The sequence below is a fragment of the Algorimicrobium algoritergicola genome (assembly GCF_008086165.1).
GTDB lineage: Bacteria > Bacteroidota > Bacteroidia > Flavobacteriales > Flavobacteriaceae > Algorimicrobium > Algorimicrobium algoritergicola.
The window spans coordinates 1,006,911-1,031,253 of record NZ_VSKL01000001.1 but is presented as its reverse complement, the minus strand read 5'-3'; the positions used below and the strand labels follow the sequence as shown (position 1 = coordinate 1,031,253).

Sequence of the window (24,343 nt, the reverse complement as noted above, 5' to 3'; positions counted from 1 at the left end):
TAAAACCTACGATGGCATTAAATTACAAAAAAAGGCGTTTAGATTTCTCAAAACGCCTTTTATTATAATAAATAAAAGTAAATATTATCTTGGTGTAGTAAGGAGATTTCCTTTACGCGTCTTATAGTTTATTTTAAGCGCGTTTACCTCACGTAGTTTCTGTTTAACATCAGATACAATACCCATATTGGTATCTCTATCTACACTTAAAACAGTAGTTAGATAAGGTATTTCCTCTTCACGCTTACTATCGCGTTCGGCAGCTATAAAAGCAGGAATGTCTGAAACGTCAGCAAATTTATCATTTAACTGAATACGTGCTTCAGATCCAAACTGAGAGTTGTAGGCACTACTTGGTTTACCAGCATAAATATACATTAACAGGTTACGTTTAGCTAATTTTTCAACTTGATCAGCCTGTGGTAATGTGTTTTGAATTTTTAACGTATTCTGACGCATAACCGTAGCAACCATAAAGAAGAATAACAACATAAATACAATATCAGGTAATGACGCTGTATTAACTGCTGGCATTTCGCCTCCTTTTTTCTTTTTAAATTTAGACATAAATAGTATGGTTTATCTAATTAGACTTTTTTGGTTCTGCTTCCGAAAACAACTGCGGTATTAAACTTTTGATATCTTCGATTTTATCTTTTAACTGTGCTTTTCTAGAAGGCGATGTTCTGGCATCGCTATACTCCTTATCTGCTTCTACAAAGTTAATACCCAAATTAGGGTATTTCAATTCAAATTCGCGATTACGCAGCACATTATAGGCTGCAATAATTTCATTTTGAACGGCTATATAGGTTTCATAACTTGTTCCTCTATTATTTTGCAAAGAAATAATGGCTTTCTGGTAATTGTCAGAAGATTCTGGATTACGTTTCCCTTTACAGGATTTACAGGCATCTTCACCTGTTCCACCACCATTATCCAAAAAAGCTACAGCAGTTTTACGTAAATCTTTAAGCTTTAATATATCTCCATCACTTCCTGCAGCTTTTAATAATAAATCATTATTCGCGTTTACAGTCAGTTGAAAAATATTTCTTTCCTTAATAATAGGTGGATCCGTTTCTTCAATTGGAGGCAACTTTCGGTTTAGACCAGAGTCTACCTCAATAGTTGTCGTTACCAAGAAGAAAATTAATAATAAGAAAGCAATGTCGGCCATGGAGCCTGCATTAACTTCTGGTGCTGCTCTTTTTGCCATAATTATTTATTCGTTAGTTTTTTAACGCCCGATAATAACATAATTATCGCAGCTGAAGCTATTAGTATATAAAACGCTATTAAACCAGCGCCAACCAATTGCGATTCGCCAGATGTTGCTTCTGCACCATTATAAAAATAAGGTGTTGAATCACCACCAGAAACTACATAAGCAACAACTAAAATGGCTGCAAATATTCCAACACTTATTAAAGTGTTTTTAAGGGTTGCTGTATTGGTGAATAGGTTCTTTAAAACAAAAAACACGACAAATAGAACCGTAATAAACATAATAGCATAAGCTACATATGCTAAAGGATCTACAATGGTGGTATCACCACTTAATGCTCCAGCTTTCACCGCTTCATCACCTTCAGATATTATTCTTACCAGGAATATGATACCTAGAAGCCCTAGGATTCCTGCCAAGATTTTTAAAATTTTGTGTAAATTCATAATTTAAAAAATTATTGCTGTTAATTATTACTTCTTGTGTCTAATCAATAAATCCATTAGTGTAATGGACGCATCTTCCATATCATTAACAATACTGTCAATTTTAGCGATGATGTAATTGTAAAAAACTTGAAGAATAATAGCAACAATTAAACCGAATACGGTTGTTAAAAGTGCTACCTTAATACCACCTGCTACTAATGAAGGGTTCATATCACCTGCAGCTTCAATCTTATCAAAAGCAGAAATCATACCAATTACCGTACCCATGAATCCTAACATAGGAGCCAATGCGATAAATAATGAAATCCAAGAAACATTTTTCTCTAATTGTCCCATTTGAACACCACCATAAGCAATAACAGCTTTTTCGGCAGCTTCTAAACCTTCATCTGTTCTATCTAAACCTTGATAGAAAATGGAAGCAACAGGTCCTTTTGTATTTCTACAAACCTCTTTTGCAGCTTCAACACCACCTGATTGTAATGCATCTTCTACGTCTTGAGTTAATTTTTTAGTGTTTGTTGAAGAAAGGTTTAAAAAGATAATTCTTTCAATAGCGATTGCTAAACCTAGAATTAAACATAATAATACGATTCCCATAAACCCTGGACCACCTTCTATGAAACGTTTTTTTAATTCCTGGTGAAATCCTAATGACTCTTCTGCTGCATCATCTTCTGCGGCATCGTCTTGAATTGAAGTAACAACTGTGTTAGCACTTGAAATTGCACTTGTAGTTGCGTTAGCTGTTCCGAATGCCACAAAACACATGATGGCGAGGATAGAAAATAGTCTTTTCATTTGTTCTTGTTCTTAATTTTATTAGTTAAAGTGTTAAAGATATAAAAAAATTGTAATTAAAAAATTAAAATTACTGCAGAGTTATTAGAGCCGTTTTGTTCTTGCTCATTAAAAACACTACAATAACAAAAGAAATCATGATTTTTACCTGACAATTCACAACATTATTGCTTCTAGTTTATCAATAATTATATGGATTTCAAATCGTTACCAAAAATACTTTTGCAGAGAGGAAGGGATTCGAACCCTCGATACCCTTTTGAGGTATACACGCTTTCCAGGCGTGCGCCTTCGACCGCTCGGCCACCTCTCTGTTTTAAGTTTTCTTTTACAGGCAGCCAAATAACGAAAAATCTTTAAAAGGCAAAAATTTTGAAAGTTAATTTTATGCCATTTCTCCTCTTAAAGCCGTTTCGAAAACCGTTTTGAAGGTTTTATTGGATATTTTCTCTCCTAAAAGGTACATCAACTTGGTAATTGCCGCTTCGGTAGTAATATCTTTTCCGGAAATAACACCAATTGTTTTTAACTGCGAACTGGTTTCATATTGTCCCATATTAACACTTCCACCGGAACACTGCGTAACATTAATAACTTGAATGCCTTTTTTAATGGTATCCTTTATTAATTGTACAAACCAATCTTCAGTTGATGCATTTCCTGCACCATAGGTTTCTAAAACAACACCTTTAATATGAGGATTGTTCAAAACACCTTCTAAAATGGCTTTAGAAATACCTGGAAACAGTTTAATAAGTGCAATATTGGTATTAAAATTTTTATGTACCAGAAGTTTTTTTCTAGCATTCGGAACAAAAAGCGCATCGTGATTAATAGTAATATGTACACCCGATTCTGCTAAATGCGGATAGTTTAAACTTTCAAACGCTTCAAAATGTTCGGCATTAATTTTCGTTGTTCTATTTCCTCTATATAATTTGTATTCAAAATACAAACCGACTTCTCTAATTACAGATCTGTTACCCACTTGTAAGGACGCCATCTGTATGGATGTAATTAAATTCTCTTTAGCATCTGTCCGTAAATCTCCTATAGGCAATTGCGATCCAGTTAAAATTACCGGTTTTGCTAAATTTTCCAACATGAAACTCAAAGCTGAAGCTGTATAACTCATAGTATCACTCCCATGAAGCAATACAAATCCATCAAAAGCATCGTAATTAGTTTCAATAATTTCTGCCATTTGCACCCAGTATTCTGGACTCATATTAGATGAATCTATAGGATCATCAAAGGATATGGTTTCAATATGGCAGGTTAGCAGCTTTAATTCGGGAATCCGTTTAAGCAGATTATTAAAGTCGAAAGTTTTTAAAGCGCCCGTATTGGGGTTTTTTATCATCCCAATGGTACCACCTGTATATATTAAAAGGATTTTTGGACTCGTGTTTTCCATATTTATATCTTAAAAATGGCTTTTGAATTTTGGGTTGTTATTTCAGCAATTTCCGCCTTTGGCACATCATACAATTCCGAAAGTTTTTCTAACACCTTTATAATGTATCCACTTTCATTGCGTTTGCCACGGAAAGGTTTTGGAGCAAGGTAAGGCGAATCGGTTTCCAAAACAATGTGTTTTAATGGGATTTGATTCAGAAATTGATCTATTTTTCCATTTTTGAATGTTACCACACCACCTATTCCCAATTTCATATTATAAGAAATGGCTTGTTGGGCTTGCTCTAAGGTTCCTGTGAAACAATGAAAAATTCCAAATAAATCATCTGATTTTTCGGTTTCAAGAACTTCAAAAATTTCATCAAACGCATCACGACAATGAATAACAATTGGTAATTTGTGTTTTTTGGCTAATTGAATTTGATGTTTAAACGCTTTCTTCTGAATATCCAAAGTTGACGTATCCCAATACAAATCAATGCCAATTTCACCAATTGCGAAAAAGGACCGCTTGGACAGTAAATCTTCAACATGAGCTAATTCGTCTGGATAGTTTTCCTTAACAGATGTTGGATGCAAACCTGTCATTAAATACACGTGATCTGGATAATCCGTTTCCAATTGCAACATGGCTTGGGTGTAAGATGAATCTATTGCTGGAATAAAAAAACGTGAAACGCCTGAATCTAAAGCACGTTGTATCATCTGGCTTCTATCGTCATCAAAAGCATCACTATATAAATGGGTATGTGTATCGGTAACTATCATGTTGCAAAAGTAAAAAAGTAACCACCAATGTGATTACTTTCTACTTCATAATTTTTATTTCTTCGGAAAAGTGTCTGATTGCATTTTCTACTAATCTAATTTGTTTAATAGCTTTTGCGCTTGTTCATAATCTTCAGCATCTTCAGGAATTGATTTTAATATCCGAATACATGATTCTGTATCTTTTTGTTTCAGCTTACTTAAGGCCAAATACCATGTCGCTTTTTGTTTATAAACGGAAGGTGTTTTCATAATTCCGTTGAAAAGCGCATCTGCTTGTTCGTAGTGATTCAATTCTACCAATGAAACGGCTTGATACAGTTGGAATTCTATATTATCAGGATCTGATTGTAATAGCTCCGAAAAATAGGTTTCAGCATCTTTATAATTAAGATTATTGAAAGCGGTTTCTGCCTTCGTAAGCGTTTCATTTTGGTCACCTCTAACCGTTAGACTAATAGTGCCATAGTTGGCATAATCATCATAAATAGGACTCGAAAATTGCTGACCAATAAAAAACCCGATAATTAAAATAGCTGCGGCAGCTACCGAGTAAAACCATGGGTTTATGCGTCTAAATTTGGACTTTGAACTTGCCGTATCTTTAAAATAATTATTTGAAACGGTTTCTAATGTCTTCTTAAACGCATCCGTTTGTTCGCCATTTTTATAATGATTCTCTACAAATTTGGATGTATTTTTATAGGTTTCAAATGCTTCATTATATATATGGTCTGTTTTTAGTTGCTGTTCAAAAGCCTGCTTACTTTCTTCATCTAGGTTTCCAGAGAGATAGTCTTCAAATAAAATATAATCTTGGTCTTTCATGGTTACGATTTTAAGTTGTTAAAACGAGGCGATTCTTGAACCATTTTGGTAAGCTTACCAATACATAAAGATTTCTTTTTTCTAGCATAAGCATAGGTTACACCCAAACTTTCCGCTACTTCCTCCATGGATTTAATTTTAAAAGTAGCTTTTAATAAATCTTTACAGCCTTTTCCCAATTTCTGAAACATAACGGTAAACAATTCATGTTGCTGTTCAAATAATGTCGTTTCAAAAGTCAGTTCTTGCGCATCATCATCTTTAGATAACACCTCTTCATTAATTGTTACCTCTTTATGACCAGTTTTTTTTAATTGATTGAGCCATTTGCGTTTGCAAAGCAGGAAAAAATAGGCATCAAATGGACAGGTTAATTTTAAATCTTTTTCAATAGCTTGATTATAAATGGTGATAATAGTTTCTTGAATGACATCTTTTGCATTGGCTTCATTACCGTTATTCAGTTTAATATAATTAATGATTTTAGGTGCAAACGTATCATATATAGATTGAATAATGAATGGATTGTTTTGGACCAAGCCTTCAATATACTTTTGATCTTCATGAATTATTTTTTGGCTCATAAACCCTTGTATTTTCTACTAAAGTAAAAAAACTTTCAAATGTAAGGGTAACAAATTGAAAATGATTTTGATATAAGGTTGTAAGCACAAAAAGCTTGCAAGTAGAACTTGATAAAATATTAATCCATTAAAACTATAGGTCATGAAAAATTCAATTTTAATTATCGCACTGGTAGCTTTTTCCATATTACAAGTGAATGCTACTGACAACAAAATCGTATTAAATTTAGAAACTACCATTGAAACGGCTACAGCAAAAAAAATAGTTCAAGTTTACGATTGGAATGTTACAACTACTAAAAATAGCTATTCGGGAACATCGCCAAATTTAGAACATGCCAACAAAATGATTGGTTTAGTAAGTTCTGGAGAAGTTGTTTTAAATAAAAAAATAGAAAGCTATTACATGTTTCAAAACCAAGCTAACAACAACAATAACCGACTTTATTTCTGGGAAGTTACCAGTACTAAAGGATACGCTAGGGGTTTTTCATCTACAGAAGTAGATGCACACAACATGATGAAGCTTGTAGCTTCGGGTGACATTATTACTTCAACAGTTATTATAAGTGGTGTTATAGAATAAAACCATAAACATATAAAGATGCTATTAATTGAGGGAGCTGAGAACTTCAACTCAGCTAAAAAAAGAGCCTTTCATTCATTTGAAGGGCTCTTTTAATTGATAGAAATTTTCTTTAAAAATAATTACGATATCTGTTTATAGGCGTTAATCCATGGCATTAAAAAAAAGTTTTATAATTAAAATTTCAACTGAAAACCTCTGTAAAACATAAGCTTTCAAAAATAATTTAAAAAATAGGGTAACAAAAAACAGGTCCTGTTTATATAAGTATGAATAACAATTTTAAAACCCAATGTATTATGAAAACAACAAATCAAATTCACGAATATTTATACACTTTAAATAGCGTGAGCAAACAAGTAAAAACATTTTTTGGTATAGCAGCCATTGCATTATTAACGTTATCAAGCTGTACTTCCAATGACGATAACGAATTAATTCCTAGTTCTATTTTAGATATTCCATCTGGACAAGATTTTGCGAATGTTAGAAGTGAAGCTTTGAGTAACATGACTCAAAACTTCCAATTCAATGCAGACGATGGCATGATTTCAATAACATCAGAACATGGTGTTTCAATTTCTATTAATGCTGGATGTTTAACCAAAAATGGAAATCCTGTTACCGGAATAGTAGATTTAGAATATGTTGAAATATTTGAAAAAGGCAACATGTTAACCACTAACAAACCAACCATGGGATTACGGAATAATGGCAATAAAGCCTTGTTAATTACTGGTGGCGAATTTTACTTTGAAGCAACTCAGAATGGCGTGGCTTTAGAAACATCTTGTGCTATGCAATTACAAGTTCCAACTAGTTTAACAGGATCTGACGACCCAGATATGATTTTATGGACTGGTGTTATTGATGAAAACGGCAATCTTACCTGGGAAGAGGAAGAAGTGGACGCTCAAGAAGGTGTTTTTGCAGAAGGTGGTCTATACTATGCTTTTTTAAACAGTTTTGGTTGGACAAATATTGATCGTTTTTATAATGATCCTAGACCAAAAACGACTATTTATGCCCAAGCACCAATAGGTTATAACTTTACAAATAGTGCCATTTATTTATCTTATGATGGTGAAGAATCTGGACTAGCAGCTTTAGATACGTACGCAAATGGATTATTTAGTGAGCATTATGGTGAAATTCCAATTGGATTAGAATGTCACGTTATATTTGTTACAGAAGTTGAAGGTGTTTGGAGATATGCCATAAAACCATATACTATTGCAGCCAATCAGGTTATTACGTTTTCTATGATGGAAACGGCCATAGCTAGTGAAGCTGATTTGATATCTATGATTAATGATTTGCCTTAATTTAACCTAGAGAAAAGCGATGGTTATAATGACCATCGCTTTTTGTATTTTAGCAAGTACCTAACCCATTTTACTATGAGAACCTGTTTAACACTTTTCGTTTTTAGCTGTTGTTTTCATTGGCTTTCTGCACAAGAGACCCAAACTCCAGATAGTATTCCGCGTTTAGCAACTATTAAGCATCGTGTGGAAGATAATGCTGTACAATTCACACCAGAAACACCTATTTTAGAACAAATTGCAGGAGCGCCAAAAGCGTTCTATTCTTATTATTGGGAGTTTGATGATGGCACTTACAGCAAAGAAGAAAATCCAAAACATAGCTTTAAAAAACCTGGTGATTATGAGGTGAAACTTTGGGCAACCAATCATTATGATACCGGAAAACCACCAAGTACACGACCTAAAAAAATAACAGTCTCTCAAACTAGCAACGATTTTCAAGATGAAGCCTCCATGAGTGAGGATTTACTTTTGGAACGCAACAGAGAACCTATGCCAGACGAAAATATGGTGGTAATTATGCGATATAAAAACTACCTGAATTATAAAGCTAGCGGGAAACTGTATTTGTTCTATAATGAAAAAGCATACAAAACAGATAATTTTGAATTATTAGAAACCAGAACCTATCATAATGAAAAGCAACTCGTTTCTCCTGATTTTGCTTCTACAAATACAATTGATGATGCTGATGAAACCTTAATGGCTTCAGCAGAAAATGGTTTGTATCACCTAAAAGCCAAACCACAAGATTCCACCATTAAAACCAATTTACCACGCACGTTAGAAGAAAGTAAATCCTATTATAGAAACTCCCAACAATTGGCGTTTAATAATATGGAACCTAATGAGGAACGCAATGTTTTTATTACGTTAAGTACACCTCCAGAAATGTTGAAAGATACCAGCGCCATAATATCCATTCGTGGTGTGTATATTCCCGATTCTAATTATGATAATCATAAGGTGAAGGATATGGAAATGGAGATTGTAACATCTCATGATCCCAACAAAATGGCGAGCAATGGCACCTTTATGAATTACCGTTTAGTACGATTTAAAACGTTAAAGTATAAAATTAAATTTCAAAATAATGGTGAAGGTCCAGCTAGAACCATTCGCCTGGAAACGGATATTCCAGATATGTTAGACAAATCGACCATTGAAGTTACAGATATGTATCCTAAATGTAAAATTTGCCCAAAAGATATAGAGGTTCGCTACAGTTGTTTGGATACAACGTTTACAGATACGCAAGCCATTTTCACTTTTAAGAATATATATTTACCAGGTAGCGAACAAAAAAACGTAAAGGAATATGATTCTACCAAAGGCTTCGTAAAATACAATATCAAGTTTGCTAAAGATTTTCACAAACAAAAAACCAAGAGTAAAACAGCCATTATTTTTGATAAAAACGATCCCATTATAACTAATTATTCCACCACCAGATTTGTTCCTGGCCTTTCAATTGGTGCCAAAGCAGGATATAATTCGTTTTCCGGTTTAAAAAACTCTAAAAGTTATTTTGTGGGCGCTACCATTTCGCCTTACAAATCGTATCGATGGTATTGGCAAGTGGAGTTATTGAATAGTTTTCATAACTATGAGGCAGACACACAAATTTCGGAAACTATAGTAGACGGCCCTCAAGGTTTCCAATACTTAGAACGCACAACTACCAACGCAAATTATCAAAACGTAGATTGGGAGATTCCTATACTTATGCGCTATAATATTAATAATTACATTGGAATTGGTGCTGGTTTACAGGGTATGATATCCATCAGCGAGAAAGAAACTGAAGCTATTTTAGTAGAACAATTTGAAGGTAGAACCGATGATTTTGTTATTAATAGTTTCTCAACTTCCAACGAGGCATCCAATTCCTTTACCAATTTTAAAGCAGGCTTGTTGTTAGATGTTACAGCAGGATTTGCCCGCATTGGCCCTAGTATTGGCGCACGATATATTATTAATTTCAAAGACGATTTTAACTATTTACAATTATACGCCATTTGGAAGTTTTAGAATTATTCAAGAATTTATAGGAATTAATGTTTCAACATTTGCAAAATTTTAAGAACAAGCAGCAGTTACCACTTCCAAAATTTTGGGTTTTTGCTATGTTTTTAATGTTTCAAATTCATGTGCATGCTCAAAGTTTAGAAGATGCCATTTATTCGGCAACCGAAACATTTATTGCTAATAAAAACCAACAATCCTTTCAAGTTTTAAATACGGAAGAAACCACTTTCAAAAATCAGATTTCTACGAAAGACGAGGGATTAGCCTATGTATTTCTACTTTGTAATAAGGCCTATTATTTAAACGAAAACAACCAACTACAAGATGCTATTTCAAATTACGAAGCAGCAAGAACACGCTATAATAAAAATCAGCTTTACACTATTTCTGATTACGACATTACGGAATATTGCTTAAAGCCATTGGGTAATTTATATACGAAAACAAACAATTACACCAATGCGGAAAACACCATTAAACAATATGTTGCTTTAGCGGGAAAAAGCAAAAATAGCACACATTACATTTCGGGTATTATTAATCTTTCGGTTTTATATCAAACGCGAGGCATGCATCAATCGGTTTTAAATTTGATTAAGAAAACTGCTGGTATTCCTAACATATCTCAAACGCAGAAAAATAAACTGAACACCTTAAAAGCTTCGAGTTCTATAGCTATAAATAATTCTTCTAATTACAATTTAGATATTGATGTTATATTTTCAAATCAAGATGGGCAGTACAACACCAATCGTTTGGCCTATGAATTAGCTTTAAAAAAAGGTGATTATAAGGTGGCTTTAAAACATTTAAATCTTTCCACAGTTTACAGACAGAAAGATCCACTGACTTTCAGAGAGCTCGCAAAAAACCGTTTAGAAAAAGGGCAATTACACTATTTATTAAACGATTTTGACAAAGCAAATCAACAATTACAAGTAGCTTTACATACATTACTTCCAAATTTGGAACGCAAGGCTATTCCTATTAACGCCACTTTATATGCCGAAAACACATTTATAGATATTTTCGATTTGTTAGCCAGACTACAATCTGATCCAGAAAAAGCGCTTCAGTATTATGATTTAAGTTTTTACGTTTCGCGTTTACTCACCACAAATGTAACATCTCAAGAATCTAAAATCGCGAATCAATCTGCCAACCGAAAACGCAGTGAGAATTGCATGGAGTTACTTTATAAAATTTATCAAAAATCATCTGATCTAGCAGTTTTTGAACGTGCCTTGCAGTATTCGGAAATGCAAAAAGCTTCGGTTTTAAAAGATATGTTTCAGAAGAAAACACTTTTAGAAGAACATCCAACCGATTCCTTACTACTTAAAGAGCAAGAACTTTTGCAGGAACAAGAGCAACTAACTGCTGTAATGATTAAAAAACAATTGGGTTACCAAACTATTAAAAATGACAGCCTAAACACCCAACTTTTAGATATTAGTGTCCAACTAAAAAAACTTCAAAAAACAATTTCAGATCGGTATCCACAAATTGAAAATCGGGTTTACAGTTCGGAGATTCACAAACATTTAGAACGTGATAAAGCCAACCTTATCCTTTATTTTTATGGTCAGCGCGCTGTTTATCACTTTATCTTTTCCGAAGAAAATACTGCTTTTATTAAAACACCAATAACGAATACTTATACGAATGACATAACTGAATTTATTCACTTGTTTGATGATCCTTCTGTTATTAATAATAACATGGAAGCATTTACTAACCAAGCACATGGCTTATATAAACAGCTTAATTTAAGTGAAGTATCACCAACCAAAAACCTCATCATTATTCCCGATGGTATCCTCAATTTCATTCCTTTTGAAGCTTTACTGACTGAACAAACTGAAACGAATAGTTTTAAGGACATGCCATTTATTGTATCTCGACAAGCTGTTGTTTATAATTCCAGTTTGGCATTTTATTTACAACCAAAAAAACCTTCTAAAAATAGAAATTTATTGGGCATTTTTCCTGTTTTTGAAAACACGAATCAACCACTCACCTATTCCATCCAAGAAGCCGAAGCCATAAAAAAAGAAACCAATGCTTCACTTTATATGCATCAGCAAGCTACCAAACAGCGGTTTATTGATGACGCATCAAAATATAGTATTTTACACTTGTCAACACATGCTTCTGGTGGCGATTTCATCAATCCAGCACGTTTAGCATTTTCAGATGAACCTATGCTGCTAAATGAATTGTATAGCTTAAATATACATCCAGATTTAGTGGTTTTAAGCGCCTGTGAAACTGGAATTGGCAAGCTTGAAAAAGGCGAAGGTGCTATGAGTATTGCCAGAGGTTTTCAATATGCAGGTGCTAAAAATGTGCTGTATTCTTTATGGCAAATTAACGATGCTTCCACAGCTACATTGATGTCGTTTTTTTACAAGTCACTTCAAGAAACAAATTCTGTCTTTACCGCTAATAGGCAGTCCAAATTAAATTATTTAAACGATGATACAATTAGTAACATTAAAAAATCGCCTTATTATTGGAGTGCTTTTGTGTATTATGGCAATCTAGTTCCACCATCAGAAAAGGACCAAATAGTTTATTATATCATTGGCATTTTAGCATTTTTTATTATTGTATTTTTGGTAATCAGAAAAAGGAAAACGAATGAGCGAAAAATCAGCAACTAGTCTTAAAGACTTTCTTTTAGAAAAAGGCTACACAAAAATTAAACTCAAGTTAACCAAGACAAATCACTTTGAAATAAAATCGACTATCAATGGCATAAAAGGTAATTTTATTTTAGATACTGGTGCTTCTAGTTCTTGTGTGGGTTTTGAAGCTATTGAAACCTTTAAGCTAAAGGTTATTGATTCTGAAGTAAAGGCAGCAGGAGCTGGCGCAATTGATATGTTGACGCAGATTTCTAAAAAAAATCATATTAAAATTGGAAAATGGAAACAAGATAAGGTACCTCTTATTTTATTTAACTTAACACATGTAAACACGGCATTAATCAATCATAATGCACAACCAGTTGATGGTATTATAGGTGCCGATATTTTAAAAAAAGGGAAAGGCGTAATTGATTATGAGAAGAAATATTTATATTTAAAACTGTAAGATAAAACTTCACTCTATTAAAATAACTTATCTTTATACTCAAGACCAACTAACTAACCTCACATGCAATCTTCAATCATTATAGCGGACGATCACCCTCTCATGCTACGTGGACTCCACGACTTTTTAAAGTCCAAGGGTTATAACATTTTAGGCAGTGGAAAAGATGGCCAAGAAGCTTATAATTTAATTATTAAACACAAACCAAACATTGCTATTTTAGATATCAGGATGCCTTTTTTAACTGGGCTTGAAGTAGCTGAAGAGTGCTTAAAGAATGGTATTAAGACCAAAATTATTTTAATAACCTTTGATAAAGGTGAGGAGTTATATGATAAGGCTCAAGAGCTAAACATTTTTGGATATATTTTAAAAGAGTTTGCCATTGAAGAAATTGAGCATTGCATTGAAAGCGTAACAAATAACAAACCATACTTTAGTGCAGAAATTGCTCAATATTTAAATTCGCAAACCAACACACAAAGACCGCATTCCTTAAACGAATTAACCAAAACAGAGATTAAAGTGTTATCATTAATAGCCCAAAATAAGACGGCTAAAGAAATTGGAAATGCCTTATCTGTTTCTGGTAGAACTATAGAAAAACATAAAAGTAATATTATTAAAAAATTAAACTTGGAATCCAAACACAACAGTCTTTCTTTATTTGCTAAAGAAAACGAACAGTTTTTAGAATCCTAGTAAAAATACGTAGAACTACGTATTTCACAACACAGGAGGATAGCGTATATTTACAGTGCTATTAATCGGAAACCTAGTTTTAACAGGTTGAAAATCAAAAGGCTTTAAAAGTTTTACTTTTAAGGTCTTTTTTTTTGCACTATAAATGAGAAAGGCAAAAATACGTAGAACTACGTATTTTTTATATGGTTTATGTAACATACCTTTACCATGCTATTAGTTAGTTATTTGAGGGGATTTATTAGAGGGCTTTTAATCATCAGATTGAAAGCCCTTTTTTTTAACCTTGATTTGAAAACCAAAAAATACGTAGTTCTACGTATTTCATATGTAAGTCTTTAGCTTTACCTTTATCATGCTATTAATTACAGATGTGGAGTTGTCTATTTTGAACATTCCTGCTTTAAAACAAATAAAATGGAACATTCCAATCTACCAAACAACCTTGAAATTATGCAGAATTCAAACATGAATAAATTTTTCGTTTTCGGGATTATCGTATTAGTCGTTATTGTTATATCTCTAAATATTCTTGTTTGCTTTTTTTAGTAAGTTAGTTATTATGTATTCAAGAAAAAAAAGCGCTACCTCTTTTAGAAGTAGCGCTTTTGCTTTTAATATATTTGTATTTGATTACAGCTCTAAAGCCTTCATAATATTATTATCCATTAATAACTCTGTTGGATTTTCTAATGCTTCCTTCACTGCTACCAAGAAACCTACAGATTCCTTACCATCAATAATTCTATGGTCGTAAGATAAAGCTACAAACATTATTGGACGTATTTCAACTTTACCATCAATAGCAACAGGTCTTTCAACAATGTTGTGCATACCTAATATTCCACTTTGAGGCGGGTTGATAATTGGTGTTGAAAGCATGCTTCCAAAAACACCTCCATTAGATATAGTAAACGTACCACCTGTCATTTCATCCACCGTAATTTTTCCATCACGTGCTCGAATAGCCAAACGTTTTACTTCATTTTCAACACCTCTAAAAGTTAAGTTTTCGGTATTTCTAATTACCGGAACCATTAATCCTTTTGGTCCTGAAACTGCTATAGAAATATCAACAAAATCATAAGTAATCATTTCGTTTCCATCTATCATGGAGTTCACATCTGGATACATTTTCAAAGCTCTAACAACAGCTAAGGTAAAGAAGGACATAAAGCCTAATCCTACACCATGCTTGTTTTTAAAGGTTTCTTTGTATTCATTTCGCAATGCAAAAATTGGCGACATATCTACTTCGTTAAACGTAGTAAGCATAGCAGTTGTATTCTTAGCTTCCACTAAACGTTCTGCCACCTTACGTCTTAACATAGACATTCTACTCCTAGTACTTGAACGATTTCCACCTGTTGGTGTTCCCATAGAAGGTACTGCTTTTACAGCATCATCTTTAGTAACGCGACCGTCTTTTCCAGTTCCTGAAACCTTAGAGGCATCCATATCTTTTTCAGCTAGAATCTTTTTAGCCGCAGGACTTGCTGTTCCTGTTGCATACGTTTTAGTTTCTGCTTTAACTTCAGCTTTAGGCGTTTCCTTTTTCGCTTCAGCTGGTGCTTCTTTTTTAGGTTCTTCTTTCTTTTCAGAACTTTCTGAACCTCCTGCTGGTTTTTCAGCTGATGTATCAATTAAACACACAACAGCTCCAACTTCTACAGCGTCACCTTCTTCAGCTTTAAGTGTTATAATTCCACTAGCTTCGGCAGGTAATTCTAAAGTTGCTTTGTCACTATCTACTTCTGCAATGGCTTGGTCTTTTTCTACGTAATCACCATCAGCAACTAACCATGTTGCAATTTCTACTTCTGTAATAGATTCTCCTGGCGAAGGAACTTTCATTTCTAAAATCATCGTGATACTGTTTTAGTTCTTAATATTTTAATGTTGGTTGTTTTTCGTTTTGTCAAATACAAAGTCTATAACTTCTTTATGACGTTTTTTAGAACGTACAGAGCTACCAGCTGCTGGTGCTCCATAAGGTCTACGCGATACCGCTCTAAATGTTTTGGCTTCATCTAAAAGCATCAACAAGTGGCTATATGCTCCCATGTTTCTTGGTTCTTCTTGAGCCCAAACAATTTCTTCGGCATTTTTATATTTCTTAATTACCGCTCTAATAGCTTCGGTTGGCAATGGGAATAATTGTTCTATTCTTACTAAAGCTACATCTTTACGATCTAAATTTTCGCGTTCTTCCAGTAAATCATAATAGAACTTACCGGTAACAAATACTAATGATTTTACATCAGCAGTTTTAATTCCCTGATCGTCTATTACTTCTTGGAAACTTCCATTTGCAAATTCGTCAACGGTTGAAACCACTTTTGGGTTACGCAACAAACTTTTTGGTGTAAATATGATTAATGGTTTACGGTATTCAGCTTTTACTTGTCTGCGTAATATATGAAACATATTGGCTGGCGTTGTACAGTCGGCCACAAACATATTATCCTTGGCACACAGTTGTAAATAACGCTCCATACGTCCTGATGAGTGCTCAGCTCCTTGACCTTCATAACCATGCGGTAAAAGCATAACTAATCCGTTTTGTAGTTTCCATTTATCTTCAGCTGCCGAGATGTATTGATCCAACATAATTTGTGCACCATTACTAAAATCACCAAACTGTGCTTCCCAAATAGTTAAAGTTCTTGGGCTTGCCATGGCATAACCATAGTCAAAACCTACAACACCATATTCTGATAGCAACGAGTTATAAATATAGAATTTCCCTTGATCATCACTCAATTGGTTGTGAAGGATAATTTCTTCCTCACTATCTTCCACTTTTACAACGGCATGTCTGTGTGAAAACGTTCCACGCTCCACATCTTGACCAGAAATTCTAATATCGTTACCATCTAATAATAAGGTTCCGTAAGCTAAATGTTCTGCCATAGACCAATCCAGTTTGTTTTCATCAAACATGGTTTGTCTAGACTGTATTAAACGTTCAATTTTACGAATGAATTTTTTATCCTTTGGAAGGTTTGAAATAACTTTCGTTACTTTTTCTAGATCGGCTTTGCTACAAGTTGTATCAACCGGTTCCATCATCTTATTTTCGTCCGCAGTGATATAATTTCCCCATTCGTTTTGCATGAATGGTGTGATTTCTGTTTTATCTTCTTTTCTCGAATTTTCTAAATTTTCTTCAAGTTTATTTTTATAATCTTCTTCAAGTTTTCGAACATAATCTTGATCAATAATTCCTTCTGAGATCAACTTTTCAGCATAAATATCTCTTGGGTTATGATGTTTTGCAATAGCTTTATACAATTTTGGTTGTGTAAAACGTGGCTCATCACCTTCATTATGACCATATTTTCTATAGCCTAATAAATCGATAAATACATCGCGCTTAAATTTCATTCTGAAATGTAATGCAAATAACATGGCGTGAACTACAGCTTCCACATCGTCTGCATTAACATGTAATACAGGAGATAGTGTTACTTTTGCAATATCTGTACAATAGGTACTAGATCGCGCGTCTAAATAATTGGTAGTAAAGCCTATTTGGTTATTAACAACTATATGAATGGTTCCACTTGTTTTATAGCCATCTAATTGTGCCATTTGAACAATTTCGTATACCAAACCTTGACCTGCAATAGCAGCGTCACCATGAACAACTATTGGTAATACTTGTGATGGGTTATCCGAATATTTATCATCTTGTTTAGCTCTAACAATACCTTCAACTACAGCTCCAACCGTTTCTAAATGCGAAGGGTTTGGCGCAATATTTAAATTAATTTTATTGCCATTGTTGGTTTCCCTATCACTAGTCCAACCTAAATGATACTTAACATCACCATCAAAAACCTCTTGTTCATAATCCTTACCGTCAAATTCACTAAAGATATCTTTAGCCGATTTTCCGAAAATATTTGTCAATGTACTTAAACGGCCACGATGTGCCATTCCCATTACAAATTCCTTCACATCATAATCCGAAGCACTTTCAATTAAGGCATCTAACGCAGGAATTAAAGACTCACCTCCTTCTAAAGAGAATCGTTTTTGTCCAACATATTTGGTGTGTAAAAAGGTTTCAAAGGAAACCGCTTCATTTAACTTTTTAAGAATATGTTTTTTCTGATCTGCATTAAAATTCGGCAGATTGTCATTGATACTCAATTTTTCCTGAAACCATTTAATTTCTTCAGGTTTTCTGATATACATATATTCTACACCTATTGAGTGACAATATATATTATCTAAATGCTTAATAATGTCTCGTAATGTTTTTACTCCAGAACCTATTGTATCTCCAGCATTAAAGGTGGTGTCCAAGTCGGATTCTGATAATCCGAAGTTTTCAATAGCCAAAGTAGGCGCATACGTACGTCTATCACGAACTGGGTTTGTTTTTGTAAACAAATGTCCACGATTACGATACCCATCAATTAATTGTAATACCTGAAATTCTTTAGTGACACTAATAGAAACATGTTCGCAGGAAACATCTGTTCCCTTCACTTGTTCTGTTTCCACCTTATCTGTTATGCTGTAGCTTTCACTACCAAAATCGTAACCTTGAAAAAAGGCTCTCCAACTTGGCTCGACAGAATCTGGGTTTTGTAAATATTGGTCGTATAAATCAGCAAAGTATGCTGAATGTGCTGCGTTTAAAAAAGAATATTTATCCATAAATGAATTAAAACTGAATCGTTCAGACTAAATTTATACAAAAGTACAACTTTTACTAAAATTAGATATGGTTTTCTTACATTTATAACATGTAATTAACTAAAATTTTGAAAATGAAACTGGATTCTTTATTTCGTAAATTAAATAATATCTTCATTGGTTTTTTCCTCCTATTTACTATAAGTGTTACCGCACAAAATAATTCAAATGATTTTTGGAGTCATGTGCGTTTTGGTGGTGCTGTTGGATTAAGTTTTTCTGGTGATTATTTCAGCGGTACGTTGGCACCAAGTGCTATATATCGTTTCAACCCGCAATTTGCCATGGGTGTTTCATTAAACGGAACCTATTCTTCTAGAAAGGATTATTATAAATCTACTATTTTAGGCGGAAGTGTTCTTGGACTTTTTAACCCCATCCCACAATTACAACTTTCAGCTGAATTTGAAGAATTAAATGTGAGTAGAAAATGGGAAAACAGACTTCTAATTGCTGACGAGAACTATTGGTATCCTGCGTTGTTTTTAGGTGCTGGTTACACCATTAGTAGCGGTCGTATATCTACAGCTATTGGAATTCGCTATGATGTGCTGTATGATAGAGATAAGAGTATTTATGGCATGTCTTGGATGCCATTTTTTAGAGTTTATTTTTAGTTTAATGTAAGCGAGGAAGCATCCTTTTCTAGGTAAACACGATTTAAACTTAAAACTGTTTTCAATTCATTTTAAAACTACTCAAATTATAAAAGCAATAGGGTCTATATTTAAACAATATAGACCCCTAGCTAACATAAAATATAGATTCTTTATTATGGACAATTTAAGAAGTCCTATTCAAATTGATTAAATAGTGTTTTAATTCAATTACTTCACAATCAATTTTTTTATAACACGTACTTGCTCGCCTTTAAATTCTACGAAATAAGTAGCATTACTTAAATTAGAAACATCTAGGGTCATATTATTACTATCCGTTAATACCTTCACTTTTTGAACAACTCTTCCAGCAATATCATAAATTACAATGGTATCCACACCTGCAAACGCAAGGTTTTTAACGGTAACGGTTGTGGATGCTGGGTTCGGGAATAACTGCACTAGATTTTGATCAAATTCACTATTTCCTAATGTAGGCGAAACAGTAATATCAAAATTACAAACGGTTTCGTTTCCGGCTGCATCTGTAGCTGTAATAGATACTGTTATTAAATTATTTGTAGGCACCATGGTACCTGCTACTGGATCTTGTACTATGGTTAGATCTGCTCCTGAAGAACAATCATCTGTAACGGTATACTCATAATCTAAAACAGTATAATCTGAATCTGTATTCACTTCAAAATCTACTGGACAATTAATTACTGGACTTTCTGTACCAGAAACAATGACATCAAAACTACAAGTTGTAGTATTACCAGCTTCATCTGTTACTTCAAAGGTATTTGTAGTTGTTCCTAACGGAAAGGTGCTTCCACTTGGTAAACCAGCAGTTTGTATGGCCGGTCCTTTTGGTTCTACAATATCAGACACAAATGATGTTGCAATGGCTTCCATGGTCGCGTCGTCTACAACACCACTATCTATACTCGCAAATAATAAATAATATAACCTCGTTGTGCCTGTTAAATCAGTTACTTGATGTTGGTCGTCATCTGTGTCTGTGACAAAGTTATGAGTCGCATTTACGTTCTCTGGGATGATAATTAAATGGTTTATAGAAGAATCACTATCTACACGGCCCACGTCCTCATTAACGCGTTTAGCAAATATGTTATAATTGAATCCAGCAACGTTAATTGTAGCTGTATATCCTGTAGCAGTACCATCACCATCTGCACCTAATTCTCCCGCAATATTAAAGCTATCCACACCATCTAAGTCTGCTGCCAATAACCACATATCCTCTACTTTTCTACTAAAAAATTGACCATTCGTTCCAAAATTGGTTTCAGAAATCACCAAATTATCAGAATAGGTAATATCACCTCCAATGTCTGTAGAAATGTAGTTACCATCATCATACATATCATTTCCGCCATCGTCAATATAATCACTGTTTAGGCCATTATCCAGAATAAAATCGAAGGCATTTGGAATTAAAGCGGTTACACTTGAACTGTTGCCGTTAAAATTTGATAAAATAGACTCTAAAGATGTATTAAATGACGAGCAATTATCTGTTGCCGTTGGCATGCTATAAGTAACTACAGCATCACATTCATTCGCCGCGTTAACCACGGTTATATCTGTTGGACATGTTATTACTGGATTTTCAGCGTCAATAACAGTAATGGTTTGTATACAACTCACATTATTACCGCCAATATCTGTAGCGGTCCAAGTTACTACCGTATCTCCAACAGGATAAAATCCTGAAGCGTCAGCTGTTTGATTAAAATCATTTGTTAATTGAATTGTTCCCAGAAAAATAACATTTATAGTAAATGTATTTGGGTTTTCTTCGCCTTCCTCACATTGATCGGAATCTACATTATCATTTGCTATTAAAGTAAATATGAAACTTGATCCAAAATTAGTTATCCAAGTATTCCATGTGACTAAAGGCACAGTAACTTGCCTGTTAATAAGGCTGCAAGCGCCTTCCATATCACATTCAGAAAATAATATATTGCCATCAGGATCGTTTAGCTCAAAACATTCTGTTGACCCATTAAGATCACCTCTAAAGGTCAGGCCTAACACGACATCTGAAGAAGCTGTAATTGCATTTAGCAAGGTTCCTGGGGTATCTATTAATTCTCCATTAGCATCAAAATTAAAGTTTACTAATCCTGTAGAAGGCGCAATAGCAGTGCCACAATTATCAACTAGAGTGGGTGTCGTTACAGTTACCGCTGCACCACATAAACCCAAATCGTTGTCTACTACTACATCTCCTGCGCAAGTTATAGATGGGGGTATATTATCTTGAACAAAAATGGTAAAGCTGCATATTGTTGTTATGCCGTTTAAATCTGTAGCCGTAAACTCTATAATATGTAATCCAGCTGAAAAACTTGATCCACTTGGCATCCCTTCTGTTTGGGTGACTGTTACAGAACCTGCACAATTATCTGGAGAGACAGGAGTATTAAAATTAACGACAACATCACACATTCCTGGATCTACATTAAAAGTCATATCTGACGGGCACTCTATTACAGGAAGTGAGTCTACTATAGTAACTATTGCATCACAAGTAACAACTGTACCACAACTTCCAGAAACAGAAACCGTAACGGTGTTATCACCAATATCGGCACATGTAAAATTAGAAATTGATAAAGTTGCATTATTAATGGAGTCTGCTATATATAGTAAGTCTATTGTACTACTACTTGTGTCGGCAACATCCCCTATACCTGTTATGGTTTGAGTAAGAAGATTTATAGAAATAAGATCATTACATCCATTTGTGGGCGATACTATAATGGTTTCATTACCAACATATTCGATGCCTTGAGCTTTACAAAAGTTAGGTGTTTCTACCGTAAATAAAGAATTTACAACACCTGTGTTTAAATCTATTTCAGTTAATATAATACTAAAACTTGATGAAATTGACACTGTTGAATGAATCAATCTGTTGTTTTTTAAATCGGTAGTAAGACGACCTACAAAACCATTAGAACTAACTAAAGCAAATACACTCATTGTAGATGTTGCAATATTGTATGCGTTTATTTCTCCTGTATCGAAAGCAAAATATAAGGTGCCATCTGCACCAAAACTCATGCCCAGGGCGTTATTACTCCCTGAGACAGATGCTATAGAACTAATTAGTACCGGATTTAAAGTGCCATTTTGAAGTGTGATAGAATATAAATTGCTAATATCTGTTGGTCCAGAATCGTCTTGTTTTAATAAATAAACAACCTCATTAACAGGGTTGATATCTATAGCTAGGTGGCTTCCATTCGCTGTTAGATTAGAACTTCCTGCAAAGCTATCATCGACCATTGCCGAAGGAACGCTAGCATCGTAATTAAAAAGCGCAATATTGTTAACACTGGAGTTACGTATTAACCCATAGAGTTTGCCAGTACTATTTAAAAAAAAATCTTCTGTTGTTATTGAAGCCATTCCGTTTTCATCTAAATAGATTGAAACATCCGTACAATTTGCAACAGGCGCTTCTTCTACAACAGTTACGGTAGCTGTACATGTATCTGTTAATTCATCTCCTCCAATTAGTCCAGCATCTGTAACAGTAAGGGTTACTATATTTGTTCCTAAATTGGAGCAATCAAACGTGTTTTGACTAACAGAAAAAGACAATGCCGAACCTTCGGGATCACTAGAACCTCCATCAACTTCTTCTGGTAAAATAGTTGCATTACCCATAGCATCTAGTTGTACTATAATATCTTGACAAACTGCTATTGGTGCTAGATTAACAAAGCTAAACGCTCTTGCATGACCAAAATTAGCGCTTGAAGATGCATCATCTGCATCATTGTATCTGGCTCCAATGGCTACTAGAGTTCCATCACTATTAATACTGACTGCATATCCAGATTCATCATTAGTTGCTTCGCCGTCTATATCGGAACCCAACTGTTCCCAGACATTGGTTCCGCTATTAAATTCAAATACCCTTGCATGACCAGAATCTACACCATTTACGCCGTCATTATATCTCGCCCCTACAATAGCTCTGTTGCCATCAGCACTAATACTCGCTGATGTTCCAAACCTATCTCCTACAGCTTCACCATTTATGTTTTGCATGAGCACCCAAGAATTAGTGCTATTATTATATTCATATATTTTTGCAAGTCCTGTATCTAAACCACCAATATCAGACCTTGCTCCGGCAATAAGTCTAGTTCCATCTGAACTTAAACTTAGTGATTGACCAAAAAAATCGTCGATACTATCACCATCCATGTTTTGTCCTAATTGTTCCCATAAACTTGTGCTATTATTATATTGGTATACTTGTACTTGACCAGAATTATTAATGGTGTTAGCATTAGCTCCTGAAGCGCTTACTGCAACAATAGTACCATCTGCACTTAAACTAATCTCTACACCAAAAAAGTCTGAAGATGCTATACCATCTATATCTTGTCCCAATTGAACCCAATCTGTAGAAAACGTATAGGTACGCATATAACCTCCATTAGATGCGCCACCAAATGAAGCTCCAACAGCGATAATACTTCCATCATCACTTATGCTAACTGAAGTTCCAAATTGATTGCTTTGTGATTCTCCAAAAAGAACAGATCCTACTTGGACCCAATTATTTCCTATATTATCATAAACTGTAGCTGTACCATAATTAGTTTCTGTACCAATATCTACGCCAAGCGCTCCAATGACAACGCGATTACCATCAGCACTTAAAGCTACAGAGCTCCCAAAAAAATCACTTGCAGATACGCCATTTATATCAGCACCAATTTGAAGCCAATTATTATTTATATTTTGAAAGATTCTCACATGGCCTGAATCTGGTGCGGCACCATCGTTATATTCTCCACCAACGGCCATTATTGAGCCATCGGCATTTAAACTTATGACTCTTCCAAATTGATCGGAAAATGATTCGCCATCAATATCAGAACCTATCTGTGTTTGTGCATGCATGTTGCCACTAAAAATAAAAGCAATTAGTAAAGCAATCAGTTTGAACTGATGTCTTTGCTTCTGGACTAAATTATTTACCATTGAAGTATCAATGATTTTTATACAGTTTTTGAGGATGGATCTACCCTTAAGTTGTTTTTGTTTCATGTTCAAAAATTTTATGATTGCTAGTTTGCTATATCAATGTTACCAAACAAGACCTTTAAAATCTAACATTCAACATGGACAAACACATGGACAATTAAAAATTTAAAC

General features: G+C 34.1%; 18 protein-coding genes and 1 tRNA gene. 7 read left to right on the top strand and 12 right to left on the bottom strand.

Features of this window, described 5'->3' with window-relative positions; translation table 11 throughout:
- Window positions 1-84 precede the first annotated feature (84 nt).
- From ES675_RS04800 to ES675_RS04760, 9 genes are all read right to left on the bottom strand, one after another.
- A complete protein-coding gene (locus ES675_RS04800; RefSeq protein ID WP_066248921.1) occupies window positions 85-567 on the bottom strand; it encodes an ExbD/TolR family protein in 483 nt (160 codons plus the stop codon).
- A 16-nt stretch (window positions 568-583) separates the two neighbouring features.
- Window positions 584-1,219 (bottom strand): ExbD/TolR family protein, encoded by a 636-nt coding sequence (locus ES675_RS04795; RefSeq protein ID WP_066248918.1) that lies wholly within the window; start codon window positions 1,217-1,219, stop codon window positions 584-586.
- 2 nt (window positions 1,220-1,221) lie between these two features.
- Window positions 1,222-1,674, bottom strand: a complete 453-nt coding sequence (locus tag ES675_RS04790) for a hypothetical protein (protein WP_066248915.1) — start codon at window positions 1,672-1,674, stop codon at window positions 1,222-1,224.
- Between the two features lie 27 nt (window positions 1,675-1,701).
- The gene (locus tag ES675_RS04785; protein WP_066248908.1) at window positions 1,702-2,478 is read right to left on the bottom strand and encodes a MotA/TolQ/ExbB proton channel family protein; all 777 of its coding nucleotides are present in this window, start codon (window positions 2,476-2,478) and stop codon (window positions 1,702-1,704) included.
- Between the two features lie 225 nt (window positions 2,479-2,703).
- Window positions 2,704-2,791, bottom strand: a tRNA-Ser gene (locus ES675_RS04780).
- Between the two features lie 72 nt (window positions 2,792-2,863).
- Complete coding sequence (locus ES675_RS04775; protein WP_066248907.1) at window positions 2,864-3,895, bottom strand: asparaginase; 1,032 nt, start codon at window positions 3,893-3,895, stop codon at window positions 2,864-2,866.
- A 2-nt stretch (window positions 3,896-3,897) separates the two neighbouring features.
- Entirely contained in the window at window positions 3,898-4,665 is a 768-nt protein-coding gene (locus tag ES675_RS04770) for a TatD family hydrolase (RefSeq protein ID WP_066248906.1), read from the bottom strand.
- Window positions 4,666-4,755: 90 nt separating this feature from the next.
- Complete coding sequence (locus tag ES675_RS04765; RefSeq protein ID WP_066248903.1) at window positions 4,756-5,493, bottom strand: tetratricopeptide repeat protein; 738 nt, start codon at window positions 5,491-5,493, stop codon at window positions 4,756-4,758.
- Window positions 5,494-5,495: 2 nt separating this feature from the next.
- Entirely contained in the window at window positions 5,496-6,077 is a 582-nt protein-coding gene (locus tag ES675_RS04760) for an RNA polymerase sigma factor (protein ID WP_066248897.1), read from the bottom strand.
- Between the two features lie 142 nt (window positions 6,078-6,219).
- Here ES675_RS04760 and ES675_RS04755 point away from each other — a divergent pair, with 142 nt between their 5' ends.
- The 6 genes from ES675_RS04755 to ES675_RS04730 all read left to right on the top strand — a co-directional run bounded on the left by ES675_RS04755 (window position 6,220) and on the right by ES675_RS04730 (window position 13,820).
- Window positions 6,220-6,663 (top strand): hypothetical protein, encoded by a 444-nt coding sequence (locus tag ES675_RS04755; RefSeq protein WP_066248894.1) that lies wholly within the window; start codon window positions 6,220-6,222, stop codon window positions 6,661-6,663.
- Window positions 6,664-6,962: 299 nt separating this feature from the next.
- Window positions 6,963-7,988 (top strand): hypothetical protein, encoded by a 1,026-nt coding sequence (locus tag ES675_RS04750; protein ID WP_066249081.1) that lies wholly within the window; start codon window positions 6,963-6,965, stop codon window positions 7,986-7,988.
- Between the two features lie 75 nt (window positions 7,989-8,063).
- Window positions 8,064-10,022 carry a DUF7849 domain-containing protein gene (locus ES675_RS04745; protein WP_066248891.1) on the top strand — a complete coding sequence of 653 codons (1,959 nt, stop codon included), beginning with the start codon at window positions 8,064-8,066 and terminating at the stop codon, window positions 10,020-10,022.
- A gap of 26 nt (window positions 10,023-10,048) precedes the next feature.
- A complete protein-coding gene (locus ES675_RS04740; RefSeq protein WP_082985863.1) occupies window positions 10,049-12,685 on the top strand; it encodes a CHAT domain-containing protein in 2,637 nt (878 codons plus the stop codon).
- Window positions 12,663-13,118, top strand: a complete 456-nt coding sequence (locus ES675_RS04735; RefSeq protein ID WP_066248888.1) for a retropepsin-like aspartic protease — start codon at window positions 12,663-12,665, stop codon at window positions 13,116-13,118. Before ES675_RS04740 ends, ES675_RS04735 begins: the two co-directional genes overlap by 23 nt.
- A 63-nt stretch (window positions 13,119-13,181) precedes the next feature.
- Window positions 13,182-13,820 carry a response regulator transcription factor gene (locus tag ES675_RS04730; protein WP_066248884.1) on the top strand — a complete coding sequence of 213 codons (639 nt, stop codon included), beginning with the start codon at window positions 13,182-13,184 and terminating at the stop codon, window positions 13,818-13,820.
- Window positions 13,821-14,453: 633 nt separating this feature from the next.
- On the opposite strand, the gene odhB is transcribed toward ES675_RS04730, so the two are convergent.
- Window positions 14,454-15,686: a 2-oxoglutarate dehydrogenase complex dihydrolipoyllysine-residue succinyltransferase gene (odhB, locus tag ES675_RS04725; RefSeq protein ID WP_066248878.1), complete on the bottom strand. Its 1,233-nt coding sequence runs from the start codon at window positions 15,684-15,686 to the stop codon at window positions 14,454-14,456.
- Window positions 15,687-15,713: 27 nt separating this feature from the next.
- On the bottom strand, window positions 15,714-18,491 hold the full coding sequence (locus tag ES675_RS04720) for a 2-oxoglutarate dehydrogenase E1 component (RefSeq protein ID WP_066248874.1): 2,778 nt from the start codon (window positions 18,489-18,491) through the stop codon (window positions 15,714-15,716).
- Window positions 18,492-18,604: 113 nt separating this feature from the next.
- Here ES675_RS04720 and ES675_RS04715 point away from each other — a divergent pair, with 113 nt between their 5' ends.
- Window positions 18,605-19,147 (top strand): alpha-ketoglutarate decarboxylase, encoded by a 543-nt coding sequence (locus ES675_RS04715; protein ID WP_066248870.1) that lies wholly within the window; start codon window positions 18,605-18,607, stop codon window positions 19,145-19,147.
- Window positions 19,148-19,357: 210 nt separating this feature from the next.
- Here the strand turns inward: ES675_RS04715 and ES675_RS04710 are convergent, their stop codons facing one another.
- Window positions 19,358-24,235 carry an HYR domain-containing protein gene (locus ES675_RS04710; RefSeq protein ID WP_066248865.1) on the bottom strand — a complete coding sequence of 1,626 codons (4,878 nt, stop codon included), beginning with the start codon at window positions 24,233-24,235 and terminating at the stop codon, window positions 19,358-19,360.
- Between the last annotated feature and the right edge of the window lie 108 nt (window positions 24,236-24,343).

Coding starts and splice junctions, on each gene's coding strand:
- ES675_RS04720 (WP_066248874.1), bottom strand. CDS start 18,491: ATGGATAAATATTCTTTTTTAAACGCAGCACATTCAGCATACTTTGCT.
- ES675_RS04715 (WP_066248870.1), top strand. CDS start 18,605: ATGAAACTGGATTCTTTATTTCGTAAATTAAATAATATCTTCATTGGT.
- ES675_RS04795 (WP_066248918.1), bottom strand. CDS start 1,219: ATGGCAAAAAGAGCAGCACCAGAAGTTAATGCAGGCTCCATGGCCGAC.
- ES675_RS04800 (WP_066248921.1), bottom strand. CDS start 567: ATGTCTAAATTTAAAAAGAAAAAAGGAGGCGAAATGCCAGCAGTTAAT.
- ES675_RS04765 (WP_066248903.1), bottom strand. CDS start 5,493: ATGAAAGACCAAGATTATATTTTATTTGAAGACTATCTCTCTGGAAAC.
- ES675_RS04745 (WP_066248891.1), top strand. CDS start 8,064: ATGAGAACCTGTTTAACACTTTTCGTTTTTAGCTGTTGTTTTCATTGG.
- ES675_RS04770 (WP_066248906.1), bottom strand. CDS start 4,665: ATGATAGTTACCGATACACATACCCATTTATATAGTGATGCTTTTGAT.
- ES675_RS04775 (WP_066248907.1), bottom strand. CDS start 3,895: ATGGAAAACACGAGTCCAAAAATCCTTTTAATATATACAGGTGGTACC.
- ES675_RS04740 (WP_082985863.1), top strand. CDS start 10,049: ATGTTTCAACATTTGCAAAATTTTAAGAACAAGCAGCAGTTACCACTT.
- ES675_RS04710 (WP_066248865.1), bottom strand. CDS start 24,235: ATGAAACAAAAACAACTTAAGGGTAGATCCATCCTCAAAAACTGTATA.
- ES675_RS04750 (WP_066249081.1), top strand. CDS start 6,963: ATGAAAACAACAAATCAAATTCACGAATATTTATACACTTTAAATAGC.
- ES675_RS04760 (WP_066248897.1), bottom strand. CDS start 6,077: ATGAGCCAAAAAATAATTCATGAAGATCAAAAGTATATTGAAGGCTTG.
- odhB (WP_066248878.1), bottom strand. CDS start 15,686: ATGATTTTAGAAATGAAAGTTCCTTCGCCAGGAGAATCTATTACAGAA.
- ES675_RS04735 (WP_066248888.1), top strand. CDS start 12,663: ATGAGCGAAAAATCAGCAACTAGTCTTAAAGACTTTCTTTTAGAAAAA.
- ES675_RS04755 (WP_066248894.1), top strand. CDS start 6,220: ATGAAAAATTCAATTTTAATTATCGCACTGGTAGCTTTTTCCATATTA.
- ES675_RS04785 (WP_066248908.1), bottom strand. CDS start 2,478: ATGAAAAGACTATTTTCTATCCTCGCCATCATGTGTTTTGTGGCATTC.
- ES675_RS04790 (WP_066248915.1), bottom strand. CDS start 1,674: ATGAATTTACACAAAATTTTAAAAATCTTGGCAGGAATCCTAGGGCTT.
- ES675_RS04730 (WP_066248884.1), top strand. CDS start 13,182: ATGCAATCTTCAATCATTATAGCGGACGATCACCCTCTCATGCTACGT.